13 protein-coding genes and 1 tRNA gene are annotated in these 17447 nt (G+C 41.6%); all 14 read left to right on the forward strand.

Translation table 11 applies throughout. The features are described 5' to 3' along the window. On the forward strand, positions 1–1173 hold a 1173-nt coding region (gene tuf / locus AC5YDH_RS14025; protein ID WP_496119460.1), incomplete at its 5' end, for an elongation factor Tu. Positions 1174–1220: 47 nt separating this feature from the next. Then, positions 1221–1296, forward strand: a tRNA-Trp gene (locus AC5YDH_RS14030). A gap of 73 nt (positions 1297–1369) precedes the next feature. Further along, a complete protein-coding gene (gene secE / locus AC5YDH_RS14035; protein WP_496120381.1) occupies positions 1370–1810 on the forward strand; it encodes a preprotein translocase subunit SecE in 441 nt (146 codons plus the stop codon). Positions 1811–1817: 7 nt separating this feature from the next. Continuing rightward, the gene (gene nusG / locus AC5YDH_RS14040; protein WP_154771966.1) at positions 1818–2351 is read left to right on the forward strand and encodes a transcription termination/antitermination protein NusG; all 534 of its coding nucleotides are present in this window, start codon (positions 1818–1820) and stop codon (positions 2349–2351) included. Positions 2352–2470: 119 nt separating this feature from the next. Further along, complete coding sequence (gene rplK / locus AC5YDH_RS14045) at positions 2471–2899, forward strand: 50S ribosomal protein L11 (protein WP_004868049.1); 429 nt, start codon at positions 2471–2473, stop codon at positions 2897–2899. Between the two features lie 3 nt (positions 2900–2902). Further along, positions 2903–3598, forward strand: a complete 696-nt coding sequence (rplA, locus tag AC5YDH_RS14050; RefSeq protein WP_496120383.1) for a 50S ribosomal protein L1 — start codon at positions 2903–2905, stop codon at positions 3596–3598. A gap of 301 nt (positions 3599–3899) precedes the next feature. Continuing rightward, positions 3900–4406 (forward strand): 50S ribosomal protein L10, encoded by a 507-nt coding sequence (rplJ, locus tag AC5YDH_RS14055; RefSeq protein WP_496120385.1) that lies wholly within the window; start codon positions 3900–3902, stop codon positions 4404–4406. 48 nt (positions 4407–4454) lie between these two features. Then, positions 4455–4823: a 50S ribosomal protein L7/L12 gene (rplL, locus tag AC5YDH_RS14060; RefSeq protein ID WP_496120387.1), complete on the forward strand. Its 369-nt coding sequence runs from the start codon at positions 4455–4457 to the stop codon at positions 4821–4823. 302 nt (positions 4824–5125) lie between these two features. Continuing rightward, complete coding sequence (rpoB, locus tag AC5YDH_RS14065; protein ID WP_496120388.1) at positions 5126–9214, forward strand: DNA-directed RNA polymerase subunit beta; 4089 nt, start codon at positions 5126–5128, stop codon at positions 9212–9214. A 175-nt stretch (positions 9215–9389) separates the two neighbouring features. After that, positions 9390–13580 carry a DNA-directed RNA polymerase subunit beta' gene (rpoC, locus tag AC5YDH_RS14070; protein WP_496120390.1) on the forward strand — a complete coding sequence of 1397 codons (4191 nt, stop codon included), beginning with the start codon at positions 9390–9392 and terminating at the stop codon, positions 13578–13580. An 87-nt stretch (positions 13581–13667) separates the two neighbouring features. Continuing rightward, on the forward strand, positions 13668–14945 hold the full coding sequence (locus AC5YDH_RS14075) for a tetratricopeptide repeat protein (RefSeq protein WP_496120392.1): 1278 nt from the start codon (positions 13668–13670) through the stop codon (positions 14943–14945). Positions 14946–14976: 31 nt separating this feature from the next. Next, on the forward strand, positions 14977–15405 hold the full coding sequence (gene tnpA, locus AC5YDH_RS14080) for an IS66-like element accessory protein TnpA (protein ID WP_005108355.1): 429 nt from the start codon (positions 14977–14979) through the stop codon (positions 15403–15405). Next, positions 15402–15737, forward strand: a complete 336-nt coding sequence (gene tnpB, locus AC5YDH_RS14085; protein WP_496118774.1) for an IS66 family insertion sequence element accessory protein TnpB — start codon at positions 15402–15404, stop codon at positions 15735–15737. Before tnpA ends, tnpB begins: the two co-directional genes overlap by 4 nt. Before the next feature lie 74 nt (positions 15738–15811). Then, on the forward strand, positions 15812–17416 hold the full coding sequence (gene tnpC, locus AC5YDH_RS14090) for an IS66 family transposase (protein WP_496118776.1): 1605 nt from the start codon (positions 15812–15814) through the stop codon (positions 17414–17416). Positions 17417–17447: the final 31 nt, after the last annotated feature.

Here is a 17447-nt window from a genome sequence, read left to right on the forward strand (position 1 = left end):
GAACGTAATAAGCCACACGTTAACGTGGGCACAATTGGTCACGTTGACCATGGTAAAACTACTTTAACAGCTGCAATTGCAACTGTATGTGCTAAGAAATTTGGTGGCGAAGCGAAAGACTACGCTGCAATTGACTCTGCACCTGAAGAAAAAGCACGTGGTATTACAATTAATACTTCACACGTAGAATACGATTCTCCAATTCGTCACTACGCTCACGTAGACTGCCCGGGCCACGCGGATTATGTTAAAAACATGATTACTGGTGCTGCTCAAATGGATGGCGCGATCCTTGTATGTGCTGCGACTGATGGTCCAATGCCACAAACTCGTGAACACATCCTTCTTTCTCGCCAAGTAGGTGTTCCATACATCGTTGTATTCTTAAACAAATGCGACCTTGTTGATGATGAAGAATTACTTGAATTAGTAGAAATGGAAGTTCGTGAACTTCTTTCTACTTATGACTTCCCAGGCGATGACACTCCAGTTATCCGTGGTTCTGCTCTTGCTGCGCTTAACGGTGAAGCTGGTCAGTTCGGTGAAGATGCAGTTGTTGCTCTTGTTGAAGCTCTTGATACTTATATCCCAGAGCCAGAGCGTGCTATCGATCTTCCATTCCTTATGCCAATCGAAGATGTATTCTCTATCTCAGGTCGTGGTACAGTAGTAACTGGCCGTGTTGAGACTGGTATTGTACGTGTTGGTGAAGAAGTTGAAATCGTTGGTATTAAAGATACAGTTAAAACAACTGTAACTGGCGTAGAAATGTTCCGTAAACTTCTTGACGAAGGTCGTGCGGGCGAGAACTGTGGTGTTCTTCTACGTGGTACTAAGCGTGAAGACGTTCAACGTGGTCAAGTACTTGCTAAACCAGGTGCAATCAAGCCGCATACTAAATTCGACGCAGAAGTATACGTACTTTCTAAAGAAGAAGGTGGTCGTCATACTCCATTCCTTAACGGTTACCGTCCACAGTTCTACTTCCGTACAACTGACGTAACTGGCGCTATCGCTCTTCAAGACGGCGTAGAAATGGTTATGCCTGGTGACAACGTAGAAATGTCAGTAGAATTAATCCACCCAATCGCAATGGACCCAGGTCTACGTTTTGCGATCCGTGAAGGTGGTCGTACAGTTGGTGCTGGTGTAGTTGCTAAAGTAACTGCATAATCGCTAAAGGTATTTCAAGTTGGGGCTTCGGCTCCAACTTGTTTTGTAGGTCAGTAGTTCAATTGGTAGAGCGTCGGTCTCCAAAACCGAATGTTGGGGGTTCGAGTCCCTCCTGACCTGCCATTTTTTTAAAAAAAACTTGATGCTGGTTAAATTGGTCATATAATAAGTCGCGAGTTCTACGACGAGTACAAAAATGTCGAATGATAAATCGCGTGACGCATTAAGCGAAGCGCCAATTCCTCAAAGAAATAATTCTGCTGAAATCGTAAGCTCTAGTTCGCCGATAGATTATATTTTATGGATAATATCTATAATTTTATTTATCGCTGCAATGCTGACAAATCAACATTTGCCGGGATATTGGGCGCCTGCGAGCGATGTTTGGGTTCGGGTTGGGGTGATTTTGGCTTGTATCGTAGCCGCTTTAGGTTTATTATACGCCACCCATCAAGGCAAAGGCTTTGTTCGTTTATTGAAAGATTCTCGAATAGAGTTACGTCGAGTGACCTGGCCAACCAAAAACGAAACTGTGACCACATCTTGGCAAGTTTTATTGGTTGTAATCATTGCTGCAATCGTTTTGTGGTGTTTTGATTATATTTTAGGCTGGTTAATGAAGTTTATTATCGGGTAAGAGAGCTATGAAACGTTGGTACATTATTCATGCCTATTCAGGTTATGAAAAACAAGTGATGCGTTCGCTTAATGATCGAATCCAGCGTAGCGCTGTTGCCGATAGCTTTGGTGAAGTCCTTGTCCCTACTGAAGAAGTAGTGGAAATGAAGGAAGGTAAAAAGCGTAAGTCTGAGCGTAAATTCTTTCCTGGCTATGTGTTAGTCGAAATGGAAATGAATGATGATACTTGGCACATTGTAAAAGAGTGTCCAAAAGTACTTGGCTTTATTGGTGGGACTGCAGAAAAACCTGCACCTATTACTCAAAAAGAAGCTGATGCTATTTTAGCTCGTGTACGTAACACTGGTGAAGCACCTCGTCCTAAGACGATGTTTGAACCAGGTGAAGAATTATTGGTTGTAGATGGTCCATTCACTGACTTTAAAGGTGTGGTGGAAGAAGTTCTATACGAAAAGTCACGTTTAACGTTGACTATTAATGTATTTAACCGACCAACTCAAGTTGAACTGGAATTTCGTCAAGTCGAAAAATCGGTTTAACTGGAATTGGTTGAAAACGCCCGATTTTTTTAAGATCGGGCATTGTTGTTGTAACGGTTATCGTTACTTGAAAACGTTGGGGAGCCTTAATCGGCGTTTGTACCCAGAGGTAATTTGAAATGGCTAAGAAGATTGACGGCTATATCAAGCTGCAAGTTCCAGCTGGTAAAGCGAATCCATCTCCACCGATTGGTCCTGCACTAGGTCAACGTGGTGTTAACATCATGGCGTTCTGTAAAGAATTCAATGCTGCTACACAAAAAGTTGAAGCTGGTTTACCAATTCCTGTAGTGATTACTGTGTACAACGATAAGTCGTTCACATTCATCATGAAAACTCCTCCTGCTGCTATTCTTCTTAAGAAAGCTGCTGGTATCCAAAAGGGTTCGGCTGTACCTAACAAAACTAAAGTTGGTAAGTTGACTCGCGCTCAATTGGAAGAAATTGCGACTACTAAAGAACCAGATTTAACTGGTGCTGATTTAGACGCACGTGTACGTACCATTGCTGGTTCTGCACGTTCTATGGGCTTGGAAGTGGAGCTTTAAGACATGGCTAAATTAACTAAACGTCAAAAAGCTATTGCAGCTGCTGTAGAAGCAAACAAAGTTTATACTTTGGAAGAAGCTGTACAAGTATTAACAAGCCTTCCTGCTGTTAAATTCAAAGAATCTTTGGATGTTTCAGTAAACCTAGGTGTTGATCCTCGTAAATCAGACCAAGTTGTTCGTGGCGCGACTACACTTCCTGCAGGTACTGGTAAAACTGTACGTGTTGCTGTGTTTGCTCAAGGTGCTGCTGCTGAAGCTGCTAAAGCTGAAGGCGCTGACATCGTTGGTTTTGATGACTTAGCTGAAAGCATTCAAGCTGGTAACCTTGACTTCGACGTAGTAATTGCTGCTCCTGATGCAATGCGCGTTGTTGGTAAGTTAGGTACTATTCTTGGTCCACGTGGCTTAATGCCAAACCCTAAAGTGGGTACTGTAACTCCTGACGTAGCTGGCGCTGTTAAAAACGCTAAAGCTGGTCAAGCACGTTACCGTGTAGACAAGGCTGGTATTATCCATGCTGCGATCGGTCAAGTAGGTTTCTCTGAAGAAGCTGTTCGCTTAAACCTTGAAGCTCTTGTAGCTGACCTTAAGAAAGCAAAACCTGCTACTTCTAAAGGTGTTTACATCAAAAAGATCACTTTAAGCTCAACTATGGGTCCTGGTCTTACTGTTGATGTAGCAAGCGTTTCTAAATAAGTTTCGACTTATTAAAGAATTTTAAAGCCCTGAGTAAAAATTAAAGTGTTGCTTTAATTTTTACGCAAGAAATGCTCCGTCGTATTTTGCAAACTTAGGCAAACTTTGAATTGATAAATATTTGTTTATCAGCGTCAAAGACCTCAGGCGAAGAAAGTTTTTATGCTTTTTTCTTAATATTCCAGCCGGAGTAGACGCGGTGGTGTGATTTGTTCATCCTCCGCGTGTTGATTTAGAGATAAATCAACGAAATTGGGAGTGCATTCTGTGAATGCATAAATCACCGTTAGGAGGTTTTACAATGGCTCTTCTTATCGAAGGCAAAAAACAGATCGTAGCTGAAGTAACTGAAGTTGCTTCTACTGCATTTGCTGCTGTTGTTGCTGACTACCAAGGTTTAACAGTAGAACAATTAACTGCTCTACGTGTTGAAGCTCGTAAACTAGGTGTTGCTACTCGTGTAGTTCGTAACACTTTGGCTAAGCGCGCTCTTCAAGATACTCAATTCAATATCTTGAACGAAGACCTTGTTGGCCCAACAATTTTAGCTTTCTCAACTTCTGAAGACGACATGGGCGCAGCTGCTCGCTTGTTTGAAGAATTTGCTAAAACTAACAAAGCATTTGAACTTAAAGCTGCTGCATTTGACGGCAAACTTTATAAAGGTGCTGAAGTTAGCGTTATTGCGAATCTTCCAAACCAAGAAAAAGCGCTTACTATGCTTGCAAACGTTCTTCAAGCTCCTATTTCGAAATTGGGTCGCCTTATTACTGCGCTCAAAGAGAAAAACGAGTCAGAAGCTGCATAAGCTTAAACTTAAACACACATCATTCAATACCCATTTGGAGTTAATCTCATGGCTTTAACAAACGAAGAAATCTTAAACGCAGTTTCTGAAAAAACTGTTCTTGAACTTGTTGAACTTATTTCTGCTTTCGAAGAAAAATTCAACGTATCTGCTGCTGCTGTAGCTGTAGCTGCTGGTCCTGCTGCTGGTGCTGCTGCTGAAGAGCAATCAGAATTCAACGTTGAGTTGACTTCTTTCGGTGCTAACAAAGTAGCTGTAATTAAAGCAGTTCGTGAAGTTACTGGTCTTGGTCTTAAAGAAGCTAAAGATTTAGTTGAAGGCGCTCCTTCACTTCTTAAAGAAGGCATTTCTAAAGAAGAAGCTGAAGAACTTAAGAAAAAGCTTGATGAAACTGGCGCTACAATTACTGTTAAGTAATTTTGCCAGGGGGCAAATTTTAATTTGACCCCAAAAATTGGCTGATGGCTCTTGGGTCATCAGCCTTTTTGCGTTACAATAATCGGCTCGATTTTTGTTTGTGTGGCTTAAAATCCACCAGTCAATAAAAGATATATAAAATCAAACGCTTACCAATATTTTTTTAAGTTTGAAAATATTGTTAAGCGTTTTAATACCACTATAATTTGCAGCATTTGTCTAAGTGGTGGCCATATCGGCCTGCGTAATTCCTTCTAAACTTGTTCTGCAGGCGAGTTTAGTTTACTTTCCGAGGACTCCAGATGGCATACTCATATACCGAAAAGAAACGGATCCGTAAGAATTTTGGTAAATTGCCCCAAGTAATGGATGCTCCGTACTTGCTAGCGATTCAAGTTGACTCGTACAGAACATTCTTACAAGATGGCAAAACTCCAAAAAACCGCGAAGATATCGGTCTCCAAGCCGCATTTCGTTCAGTTTTTCCTATAGAAAGTTATTCTGGCAATGCTGCTTTAGAATTTGTTGAGTATAGTCTTGGTAAGCCTGAGTTTGATGTGCGTGAATGTATTCTTCGCGGCTCAACTTATGCGGCACCAATGCGCGTTAAAATTCGTTTGATCCTAAAAGATCGCGAAACAAAATCTATTAAAGATGTGCGTGAGCAAGAAGTGTACATGGGTGAAATGCCACTCATGACAGATAACGGTACATTCGTTATTAACGGTACTGAACGTGTAATTGTATCTCAATTACACCGTTCACCAGGCGTATTCTTCGATCACGATAAAGGCAAAACACATTCAAGTGGTAAAGTTCTTTATTCTGCTCGTATCATTCCTTACCGTGGTTCATGGTTAGATTTTGAATTTGATGCGAAAGATTTAGTATACGTACGTATCGACCGTCGTCGTAAATTATTAGCAACTGTTGTACTTCGTGCTTTAGGTTATAAAGATGAGCAGATCTTAGATTTATTCTTTGAGAAAGTTCCTGTTTACCTAGACATGGGTAGCTACCAAATTGACCTTGTGCCTGAGCGCCTTCGTGGTGAAATGGCTCAATTCGACATTCTTGATGCTGACGGCAAAGCGATTGTTGAACAAGGTAAACGTATTAATGCGCGTCATGTTCGTCAAATGGAAGCTGCTGGCTTAACTAAGCTTTCAGTTCCTGATGAATACTTGTATGAACGTATTACTGCTGAAGACATCGCTTTACGTGATGGCGACGTAATTGCTGCAAACACAGTATTGAGCCATGAGATCATGGTTAAGATTGCAGAAGGCGGCGTGAAGCAGTTCAATATTCTGTTCACAAATGACATCGATCGTGGTTCATTCATTGCAGACTCTCTACGTGCAGATACGACTACTAGTCGTGAAGAAGCACTTGTAGAAATCTACAAGGTAATGCGTCCAGGCGAGCCACCAACAAAAGAAGCTGCTGAAAACTTATTCAACAACTTATTCTTCTCATCTGAGCGTTATGACTTATCTCCTGTAGGTCGTATGAAGTTCAACCGTCGTTTAGGTCGTCCTTACGAAGTTGGTACAGATCAGAAGTCACGTGAAGTTGAAGGTATTTTATCGAACGAAGATATCACTGATGTTTTAAAAACATTAATTGAAATTCGTAACGGTAAAGGTGAAGTAGACGATATCGATCACTTAGGTAACCGTCGTGTTCGTTCTGTTGGTGAAATGACAGAAAACCAATTCCGTGTTGGTTTAGTTCGTGTTGAGCGTGCTGTTAAAGAGCGCTTAAGCCAAGCAGAAACTGATAACTTGTCTCCGCAAGATTTAATTAATGCGAAGCCTGTTGCTGCTGCAATCAAAGAATTCTTTGGTTCAAGCCAGTTATCTCAGTTCATGGACCAAAACAACCCATTATCTGAAATCACGCATAAACGTCGTGTATCAGCTCTTGGTCCCGGTGGTTTGACTCGTGAACGTGCGGGCTTTGAAGTACGTGACGTACATCAAACTCACTACGGTCGTGTATGTCCAATTGAAACACCTGAGGGTCCAAACATTGGTTTGATCAACTCGCTTTCTGTATATGCTAAAGCGAACAACTTTGGTTTCTTAGAAACTCCATACCGTAAAGTTGTTGATGGCCGTGTTACTTTAGATATCGAATACTTATCTGCAATTGAAGAAGTAGGTACTGTAATTGCACAGGCCGATTCTGCAGTTGATGCTGATGGTAACTTATTAGAAGAAGTTGTATCTGTACGTCACCAAGGTGATTTCGTACGTATGCCTCCTGAAAAAGTAACGCATATGGATGTATCTGCTCAGCAGGTTGTATCTGTAGCTGCGTCACTTATTCCGTTCCTTGAACACGATGATGCTAACCGTGCATTGATGGGTTCAAACATGCAACGTCAGGCAGTTCCTACGTTAATCGCAGACAAGCCACTTGTTGGTACTGGTATGGAAGCGAACGTAGCACATGACTCTGGTGTATGTGTGATCGCGAAACGTGGTGGTCGTATCGAATTTGTTGATGCATCGCGTGTAGTTATTCGTGTAAATGAAGACGAAATGATTGCAGGTGAAGCGGGCGTAGATATCTACAACCTCATCAAATACACACGTTCTAACCAAAATACATGTATTAACCAAAAAGTACTTGTTAGCCTAGGCGATCAAGTTGGTCGTGGTGACGTGCTTGCTGATGGTCCATCTACTGACGGTGGTGAATTGGCTCTTGGTCAAAACATGCGTGTAGCGTTCATGACTTGGAACGGTTACAACTATGAAGACTCGATCTTATTATCTGAGCGTGTTCTTCAAGAAGATCGTTTAACTTCGATTCATATTCAAGAACTTTCATGTGTTGCTCGTGATACTAAGTTAGGTGCAGAAGAAATTACTGCCGATATTCCTAACGTGGGTGAAGCTGCATTATCGAAACTTGATGAGTCAGGTATTGTTTATATCGGTGCTGAAGTTGCTGCTGGTGATATCCTTGTAGGTAAAGTAACGCCTAAAGGTGAAACACAGTTAACACCAGAAGAAAAATTGCTTCGTGCAATCTTCGGTGAAAAAGCTGCTGACGTTAAAGACTCATCTTTACGTGTATCTTCAAGCGTTAAAGGTACAGTTATTGACGTTCAAGTGTTTACGCGTGATGGTCTTGAAAAAGATGAACGTGCTCAAGCAATTGAAAAAGCTCAGCTTGATGCTTACCGTAAAGATTTGAAAGAAGAGTTTAAAATCTTTGAAGAAGCTGCTCGTGAACGTATCATTCGTTTATTGAATGGCAAAGAATCTAACGGTGGCGGTACAACTAAACGCGGTGACAAGCTTTCTGAAGCTGTGTTGTCTGGTTTAGAGCTTGTTGATTTGTTGGATATCCAACCAGTTGATGAAGCAATCGCAGAGCGTTTAACTCAAATTCAGGTGTTCTTGAAAGAGAAGAGCCAAGAAATTGATGAGAAATTTGCAGAGAAAAAACGCAAACTTTCTACAGGTGATGAACTTACAACTGGCGTATTGAAAGTTGTTAAAGTTTACTTAGCTGTTAAACGTCGCATCCAACCGGGTGACAAAATGGCGGGTCGTCATGGTAACAAAGGTGTTGTATCAAACATCTTACCAGTAGAAGACATGCCACACGATGCAAATGGTGTTCCAGTTGATATCGTACTTAACCCTCTGGGTGTACCTTCACGTATGAACGTGGGTCAGATTCTAGAAACTCACTTGGGTATGGCTGCTCGCGGTCTTGGCGAAAAAATCGACAAGATGATGCAAGAGCAACGTACGATCATGGAGCTTCGTGAATTCTTAGATAAGATTTACAACAAAGTTGGTGGCGAGCAAGAAGATCTTGACAGCTTAACTGACCAAGAAGTTCTAGCACTTTCTAAGAACTTGCGTAAAGGTGTTCCTTTAGCAACTCCTGTATTTGACGGTGCTGATGAAGGTCAAATTAAAGAGTTATTAGAACTTGCGGGCATTTCACGTACTGGTCAAACAGTATTGTATGATGGTCGTACAGGTGAGCGTTTTGACCGTCCTGTAACAGTTGGTTACATGTATATGTTGAAACTGAACCACTTGGTAGACGACAAAATGCATGCGCGTTCTACTGGTTCTTATTCTCTAGTTACGCAACAGCCGCTTGGTGGTAAAGCACAATTCGGTGGTCAGCGTTTCGGTGAGATGGAAGTTTGGGCACTTGAAGCATACGGTGCAGCTTACACGCTACAAGAAATGCTTACAGTTAAGTCGGATGACGTTGAAGGTCGTACTCGTATCTACAAGAACATTGTAGATGGAAACCATTATATGGATCCAGGTATGCCAGAATCGTTCAACGTATTGACCAAAGAGATCCGTTCTTTAGGTATCAACATTGAACTGAAAAATGGTGACTAATTAGTTCCATTTAATCCCCCCAACCCCCTTTGAGAAAGGGGGAGTTCTTACTCGAAAGGGTTGGAGCTTCCCTCCTTAGAAAAAAGGAGGGATTGAGGGAGGATTACTCAGTTAAAAAACAATATTTGTGACCCAGTTGTTGAGTGAAAATCTCCACAACACACGGAGAAAAAAATTGAAAGACTTGCTCGATATCATGCGCAAAAAGACGGATTCAGACGGTCATGCTCCAGTAGAGTTTGATCGCATCCGTATTGGTCTTGCGTCACCAGAAATGATTAAGTCATGGTCTCATGGTGAAGTTAAAAAACCTGAAACCATTAACTATCGTACGTTCAAACCAGAACGTGATGGTTTATTCTGTGCCAAAATCTTTGGTCCAGTAAAAGATTACGAATGCTTGTGTGGTAAATACAAGCGTATGAAATACAAAGGCGTCATTTGTGAAAAATGTGGCGTTGAAGTAACAACTGCGAAAGTTCGTCGTGAACGTATGGGTCACATCGAATTAGCTTCTCCAGTTGCACATATTTGGTTCTTGAAATCATTACCAAGCCGTATCGGTTTATTACTTGATATGACGCTTCGTGATATCGAACGTGTATTATATTTCGAATCTTATGTTGTAACTGACCCAGGTATGACTCCATTTGAGAAATACCAACTTCTTAATGATGAAGAATACTTCAATGCGTTAGAAGAACACGGTGATGAATTCACTGCGAAAATGGGTGCGGAAGCCGTTCAAGATTTGTTAAAAGATATCGATCTTGAAAACGAAATTTCACGTTTACGTGAAGAAATTCCAAATACAACTTCAGAAACAAAGCTTAAGAAATCTTCTAAGCGTTTGAAGTTAATGGAAGCGTTTAAAGAGTCGAACAACAAACCAGAATGGATGGTGTTAACAGTACTTCCTGTACTTCCACCAGATCTTCGTCCGTTAGTTCCTCTTGAAGGTGGTCGTTTCGCGACTTCTGACTTGAACGATCTTTACCGTCGTGTGATTAACCGTAACAACCGTTTAAAACGTCTTCTAGACCTTGCTGCTCCAGACATTATCGTACGTAACGAAAAACGTATGTTACAAGAGTCTGTAGATGCATTGTTAGACAACGGTCGTCGTGGTCGTGCAATTACTGGTTCGAACAAACGTCCTCTTAAATCTTTGGCAGATATGATCAAAGGTAAACAAGGTCGTTTCCGTCAAAACTTACTTGGTAAGCGTGTTGACTACTCGGGCCGTTCGGTAATTACAGTAGGTCCTACTTTACGTTTGCACCAATGTGGTCTTCCGAAAAAAATGGCACTTGAATTATTCAAGCCATTTATTTTCGCTAAACTACAAGCATCTGGTCAAGCAACAACCATTAAAGCTGCGAAGAAAATGGTTGAGCGCGAAACTCCAGAAGTTTGGGACGTTCTTGCATCTGTAATTCGTCAACACCCTGTAATGTTGAACCGTGCGCCAACACTTCACCGTTTAGGTCTTCAAGCATTTGAACCTATTCTTATTGAAGGTAAAGCGATCCGTCTTCACCCGTTAGTTTGTGCGGCATTTAACGCCGACTTTGACGGTGACCAAATGGCGGTACACGTACCATTAACACTTGAAGCTCAATTAGAAGCTCGTGCGTTAATGATGTCGACAAACAACATCTTGTCTCCAGCGAACGGTGAACCAATCATCGTACCTTCTCAAGACGTTGTCTTGGGCTTGTATTACATCACTCGTGATGCGATCAATGCCAAAGGTGAAGGCATGGTGTTTGCGGATACTGACGAAGTAAACCGTGCACTTGCAACAGGTCAAGTAGATTTACACGCTCGCGTTAAAGCTCGTGTACATCAAACTGTAATTGACGAAGATGGTAACCGTGAACAGCAAACGATTGTTGTAGATACAACTCCTGGTCGTTGCTTACTTTGGGAAGTTGTTCCTGAAGGTATGGATTTCCAACAAATTAACCTTGAGATGACTAAAAAGAATATCTCTAAGTTAATTAACTCTTGCTACCGTAAATTAGGTCTTAAAGATACAGTTATCTTTGCTGATCAATTGATGTACTTGGGCTTCCGTCAAGCGACTCGTTCAGGCGTTTCTGTTGGTATGGAAGACATGTTAATTCCACCAAACAAAGAAGCGATCATTGCAAAATCTGAAGCTGAAGTTCGTGAAATCGAACAACAGTTTGAACAAGGTTTCGTAACTGCTGGTGAGCGTTATAACAAAGTTGTCGATATTTGGGCGCGTACAAACGACCAAGTAGCGAAAGCGATGATGGATAACTTATCTTTCACAACTGTTAAAAACAAACAGGGTGAAGATGAGAAGCAAAAATCATTCAACTCAATCTACATGATGTCTGACTCTGGTGCCCGTGGTTCGGCAGCTCAGATTCGTCAGCTTGCAGGTATGCGTGGTTTGATGGCTAAGCCAGATGGCTCGATCATTGAAACTCCTATTAAGGCGAACTTCCGTGAAGGTTTGACAGTACTTCAGTACTTCATTTCAACACACGGTGCACGTAAAGGTTTGGCCGATACAGCACTTAAAACAGCAAACTCGGGTTACTTAACTCGTCGTCTAGTAGACGTAGCGCAAGACTTAGTTATTACTGAGCCAGATTGCGGTACTTTAGGCGGTCTTGTAATGACTCCGTTCATTCAAGGTGGCGATGTAATCGAGAACTTAGGTACTCGAGTTCTTGGTCGTGTACTTGCTGAAGACGCGAAAAAACCAGGTTCTGATGATGTAATTCTTCCACGTAATACATTAATCGATGAAAAACTTGCTAACTACTTAGAAGAGCAAGGTGTCGATGAAGTTAAAGTGCGTTCAGTAATTGCATGTGAATCTACATTTGGTGTTTGTGCGAAATGTTATGGTCGTGACCTAGCTCGCGGTCACTTGGTAAACCCAGGTGAATCTGTGGGTGTAATGGCTGCTCAATCAATTGGTGAGCCAGGTACACAGTTAACAATGCGTACGTTCCACGTAGGTGGTGCTGCGAGCCGAACTTCTGCTGCTAATAGCATTCAAGTTCGTAACAAAGGTACAGTACGTTTCCACAATGTGAAAACAGTACAGCATGCGAAAGGTCACTTAGTATCAACTTCACGTTCAGGTGAAATTGGTATTGCTGATGATATCGGTCGTGAACGCGAACGTTATAAAATCCCTTACGGTGCATCAATCATCATTAAAGATGGTGAGACTGTTGAAGCAGGCGGTATTGTTGCAACTTGGGATCCGCATACACATCCACTTGTTACAGAATTCGCAGGTAAAGTACGTTTCAGCCAAATCGCTGATGGCGTAACTGTTACATCGAAAACTGATGATGCAACAGGTATGACAACTATTGAAGTTTTACCAGTGACTTCACGTCCTGCGTCAGGCAAAGATATGCGTCCTGCTGTAGTATTAGATCAGGCTGATGGTGCTGAACAGTTCTACTTCTTACCACAAAACACAATTCTTTCTGTTCGTGATGGCGAAACAATTGGTGTGGGTGATGTAATTGGTCGTGTACCACAAGAATCTTCACGTACTCGTGATATTACCGGTGGTCTTCCACGCGTAGCCGATTTATTCGAAGCACGTAAACCGAAAGAGCATGCAATTCTTGCTGAGATTTCTGGTGTTGTGAGCTTTGGTAAAGAAACTAAAGGTAAGAACCGTCTTGTGATTACTCCGGATGATGGCTCTGAAATTTATGAAGAGTTAATTCCGAAATGGCGTACGATTAACGTGTTCGAAGGCGAACATGTAAACCGTGGTGAAACTGTTTCTGACGGTCCACAAAATCCACATGACATCTTACGCTTGAAAGGTGAAGTTGCGCTTACAAACTACATCGTGAACGAAGTTCAAGACGTATACCGTCTCCAAGGTGTAAAAATCAACGATAAGCACATTGAAGTCATCGTACGTCAAATGTTGCGTAAAGTTGAAATCACTGACGGTGGTGATACAAGCTTCATCAAAGGCGAACAAGTGGAATACATCCGTGTTGTTGGCGAAAACCAAGCTGTACTTGCTCAGAACAAGTTCCCAGCGAAGTTTGAACGTCAATTAATGGGTATTACAAAAGCATCGCTTTCTACTGACTCATTTATCTCTGCTGCATCGTTCCAGGAAACAACTCGTGTGTTAACTGAAGCTGCTGTAACAGGTAAAGAAGATGATTTACGTGGCTTGAAAGAAAACGTTGTTGTGGGTCGTTTGATCCCAGCGGGTACAGGTCTTGCTTACCACTTAGAGCGTCGTCGTCAAGAATCAGAAGCTGCAGAATTTGAGCTTGTAAATGATTTCTCTGATGTAGACCAAGCATTGAGCCAAGCATTTAACGAAGAATTCTAATTTATCGTTACTTGATTGCAGAAAAGGCGCCTTAGGGCGCCTTTTTTATTATAAATAGAGCATAGTAATTATTTAAAGGGGAGAGATATGAAATTAGAAGAAGTGGAAAATATTTGTGTTAAGGCTGAAAATGAAACAAAAGAAAAACGATACGATGAAGCTATTATCTTATGGAAATTAGTGCCAATAGAATTTATTAAATTATATGCTAAAGCACAATTTAGATTAGGTGTTATTCATAGACAGAAAAAACAGTTAGATAAAACAATATATTATTTGAATCAAGTACCTTTAAAAGGAGAATATTATTTTAAAGCTCAATTTTTATTAGGGATGGCTTTAATGGAGATGGGTAAAACAGATAAAGCAATTCAATATTGGGAAAAAGTACCTAAGAATGAGCTAAATTTTTATGAGAATGCTCAATTTTTAATGGGTACGTATTTTTTAGGAGAAAGTCAATTTGATAAAGCAGCGGATTATTTGAAAAAAGTTACAAAATTTAAAAGTGACATTTATGCTAGAGCTCAATTCAATCTTGGGAGTGCTTTTAGTCAACAAGGATATATTGATGAAGCAAAAAATGCTTGGGAAAATATAATTGAAAGTGAAACAGAAGCATATGCCCTCGCTCAATTAAATTTGGGGGTAATCGAATTTGATAATATGAATTTGGATAATGCTATTGCTTATTGGAGTAAAGTACCTATAACTCAAATGGAACCATATAGTTCGGCACAATGGAATTTAAGTCGAGTATATTTAAAAAGTGATAAATTTAATGATTTAGTTGATGCTTTATTGAAAATTGATAAAAGATCGAATATTTATAAAACATATACTTATTATATTGAGCTTTATTTAAACATTTCTATGTGTAAATCTACTCATAAACATGATTTTTATTTGATTTACAACGAAGTTGAAAAAATATTAAAACATTTGTATTTGTCTTCAGATTATGAATCTTTGGTTTCACATTATACAAATATATCAGTATCTAAGTTATTACTTTCTAAAACGGAAAATAAGTTTCAATCAGCATTTCGATTAAATACTATTAACTTGATGAATGATCCTGAAGAGGGGTTATTGATGAACAAATTATTTCAGTTAGATTCTAGTATTGCGATGGACGATGTTACATTTATTAGTTGTTTTACATTACATTATGATTGCTTAAATCAGTATCGTTTATACTCGAAAGAAGATCAGCAAGAGGCTACAGGATTAAGCTTAGTTATTTCAATGGAATATTTTGCTACGTGTCTTAATGTGACAAAAATGATTAATATAGGTAAGGATGCTGCTTTATGTAAGCGTCCGCTGAATCCCACTTTTTCTAACTCATTAATACCGCGATAGTGTCCACTAAATTTTAAGTGGACACCTATTTATGGATTTAAAGACAGTTATAGACAGCACACCAACGCTAAAAAAGCCTCGTCGAACCTTCACGGCTGAATTTAAACATCAACTTATTCAGCAATGCCAGCAGCCAGATACATCAGTGGCCAAGGTCGCAATGCAACATCAGATCAATGCCAATCTGTTGCATAAATGGATTCGTCAATCCAGATCAATACCCCCTGCATTAACAACCCCATCTAGTCCACAGACTGACTTTCTTCCGGTCATGCTTCACCCGACTCCAGCCAAACAAGACGCACCTCCGCTATCTGTTCCGGAGAAGAATACTGTCGCTCATATCAGAATTCCACTGCATCAGAAACAATGTTCTGCAAGAGATCAGGTGATCGAAATCGAATGGCCAGTGGAATCGGCCAAGGAGTTGCTGCTTTTACTTCAGGGCTTGATCAAATGATCCGTATCGATGAAATCTGGCTCTCTACCCAGCCGATGGACATGCGTGCGGGTATGGATACGGCTATGGCGCAGATCATGAAAGCCTTTGGCTACATTAAACCGCATTGTGCTTACCTGTTCTGTAATAAACGTGGCCATCGCATGAAAGTGCTGGTACATGATGGACTGGGCATCTGGCTGTGTGCCCGGCGGCTGGAACAGGGAAAATTCCACTGGGCGCAGGTTCACCAGGGTGAAAGCATGGCGATCAGTCCGGAACAGTTACAAGCACTGATCCAGGGTTTGCCCTGGCAGCGCATTGGACGACAGCAGGTGGTGACGATGCTTTAAACCAGGCTGGTCCATTCTGCTATTCTCCAAACGTTCTATTTCCTCTGCGTCATGACCTCAGGCATACTGCGGTCATGAATACGCTGCCAGACTTAAGCCAACTGACCCATGAACAACTGCTGGAATTTACCAGACAGTTGGCAATGCAGCATCAGTCTCTGGCACAATCAAATCAAGAATTAGAAAAATCAAACCAGCAATTGGATGCCAAAGTTCAACATCTTTCTATTCTCAATCAAAAATACGAGCATGAACTGGCGCTGTTTAAACAGCACAAATTCGGTAGTAAAAACGAACATCTCACCGCAAAACAAATCCATCTGTGGGATGAGGCGGTCGAAGAAGATATCACAGCAGTCGATCTGGAACTGGAGCGGCTGAATGCAGATAAAACCGATGCAGCGACACACAAAGCCAAAGCAAATAAACCTAAACGTCGACTGCTGCCCGATCATCTACACACCATTCGTATTGAGCATGAACCAACATCAACCCAATGTGCTTGTGGCTGCCAACTCCGTCGTATCGGCGAAGATATCAGTGAAAAACTGCATTTCAGACCGGCACAGTTCTATAAGGAACAGCATGTGCGTGGCAAATGGGTCTGTGATCAGTGTGACACCCTGACTCAGCAAGCGATGCCCGCCTATGTGATTGATAAAGGCATTGCTTCACCTGAACTGCTCAGCCATGTGCTGGTCTCGAAATACGCTGATCATTTGCCGCTGTACCGTCAGCGCCTGATCTATCAGCGGGCGGGCATTGATCTGTCCAGATCTACTTTATCTGACTGGATTGGTCGCTGCGGTGTGGAACTGGAACCTCTGGCCAATGCCTTAAAACAGGTGGTGCTGCAACAGCGGGTGCTGCATGCAGATGAAACACCAGTCACCATCATGCGGATGGGTGAGAATGATAAAAAACCGAAGAAAGGTTATGTCTGGGCCTATGCCACTACACAGTACAATCCAGTTCAAGCCGTGATCTATGACTTTCAGGATAGTCGTTCAGGTCAGCATGCAGAAGAGTTCCTGAATGGCTGGCAGGGCCATCTGGTCTGTGATGATTACAGCGGTTATAAAGCACGCTTTAAATCAGGCGATGTCATTGAGGTGGGCTGCATGGCACATGCACGTCGTAAATTTCATGAACTGCATGTGACCGGGAAAAGTCAGATCGCTGAACAGGCATTAGTGCTGATTCAGAAACTGTATGCGATAGAAGCAGAACTCAGGAAAAAGACCGATGGTACAGCAGAACAGCGCCGCGAATACCGACAACAGCATAGTCAACCGGTGATGCAACAACTGTATGAATGGCTCAACCAACATCAACTGACTGTGCCATCGAGTTCTCCAACCGCCAAGGCGATCAATTACACTCTGAAGCGTTGGCCAGCTTTAAGCCGCTATCTGGATGATGGCAATCTACCGATTTGCAATAACTGGGTGGAAAACCAGATGCGCCCCTGGGCGTTGGGACGTAAGAACTGGTTATTTGCAGGTTCGCTGCGCAGCGGTCAGCGAGCAGCCAATATTATGACATTAATCCAGTCAGCAAAGCTGAATGGGCTGGATCCGTATGCCTATTTAAGTGATGTGCTGAAAAGATTGCCGACACATAAAGTGACTCAGATTGAAGAATTGCTACCACACCGCTGGAAACCTGAACCGAATTAAAAAATAGGCATGGGGTTCAGCGGACGCTTAC

The organism is Acinetobacter sp. FY683 (assembly GCF_059515885.1).

Bases quoted from the DNA above. Each gene is read 5' to 3' on its own strand.
- secE (WP_496120381.1), top strand. From the start codon at position 1,370: ATGTCGAATGATAAATCGCGTGACGCATTAAGCGAAGCGCCAATTCCT.
- nusG (WP_154771966.1), top strand. From the start codon at position 1,818: ATGAAACGTTGGTACATTATTCATGCCTATTCAGGTTATGAAAAACAA.
- rplK (WP_004868049.1), top strand. From the start codon at position 2,471: ATGGCTAAGAAGATTGACGGCTATATCAAGCTGCAAGTTCCAGCTGGT.
- rplA (WP_496120383.1), top strand. From the start codon at position 2,903: ATGGCTAAATTAACTAAACGTCAAAAAGCTATTGCAGCTGCTGTAGAA.
- rplJ (WP_496120385.1), top strand. From the start codon at position 3,900: ATGGCTCTTCTTATCGAAGGCAAAAAACAGATCGTAGCTGAAGTAACT.
- rplL (WP_496120387.1), top strand. From the start codon at position 4,455: ATGGCTTTAACAAACGAAGAAATCTTAAACGCAGTTTCTGAAAAAACT.
- rpoB (WP_496120388.1), top strand. From the start codon at position 5,126: ATGGCATACTCATATACCGAAAAGAAACGGATCCGTAAGAATTTTGGT.
- AC5YDH_RS14075 (WP_496120392.1), top strand. From the start codon at position 13,668: ATGAAATTAGAAGAAGTGGAAAATATTTGTGTTAAGGCTGAAAATGAA.
- tnpA (WP_005108355.1), top strand. From the start codon at position 14,977: ATGGATTTAAAGACAGTTATAGACAGCACACCAACGCTAAAAAAGCCT.
- tnpB (WP_496118774.1), top strand. From the start codon at position 15,402: ATGATCCGTATCGATGAAATCTGGCTCTCTACCCAGCCGATGGACATG.
- tnpC (WP_496118776.1), top strand. From the start codon at position 15,812: ATGAATACGCTGCCAGACTTAAGCCAACTGACCCATGAACAACTGCTG.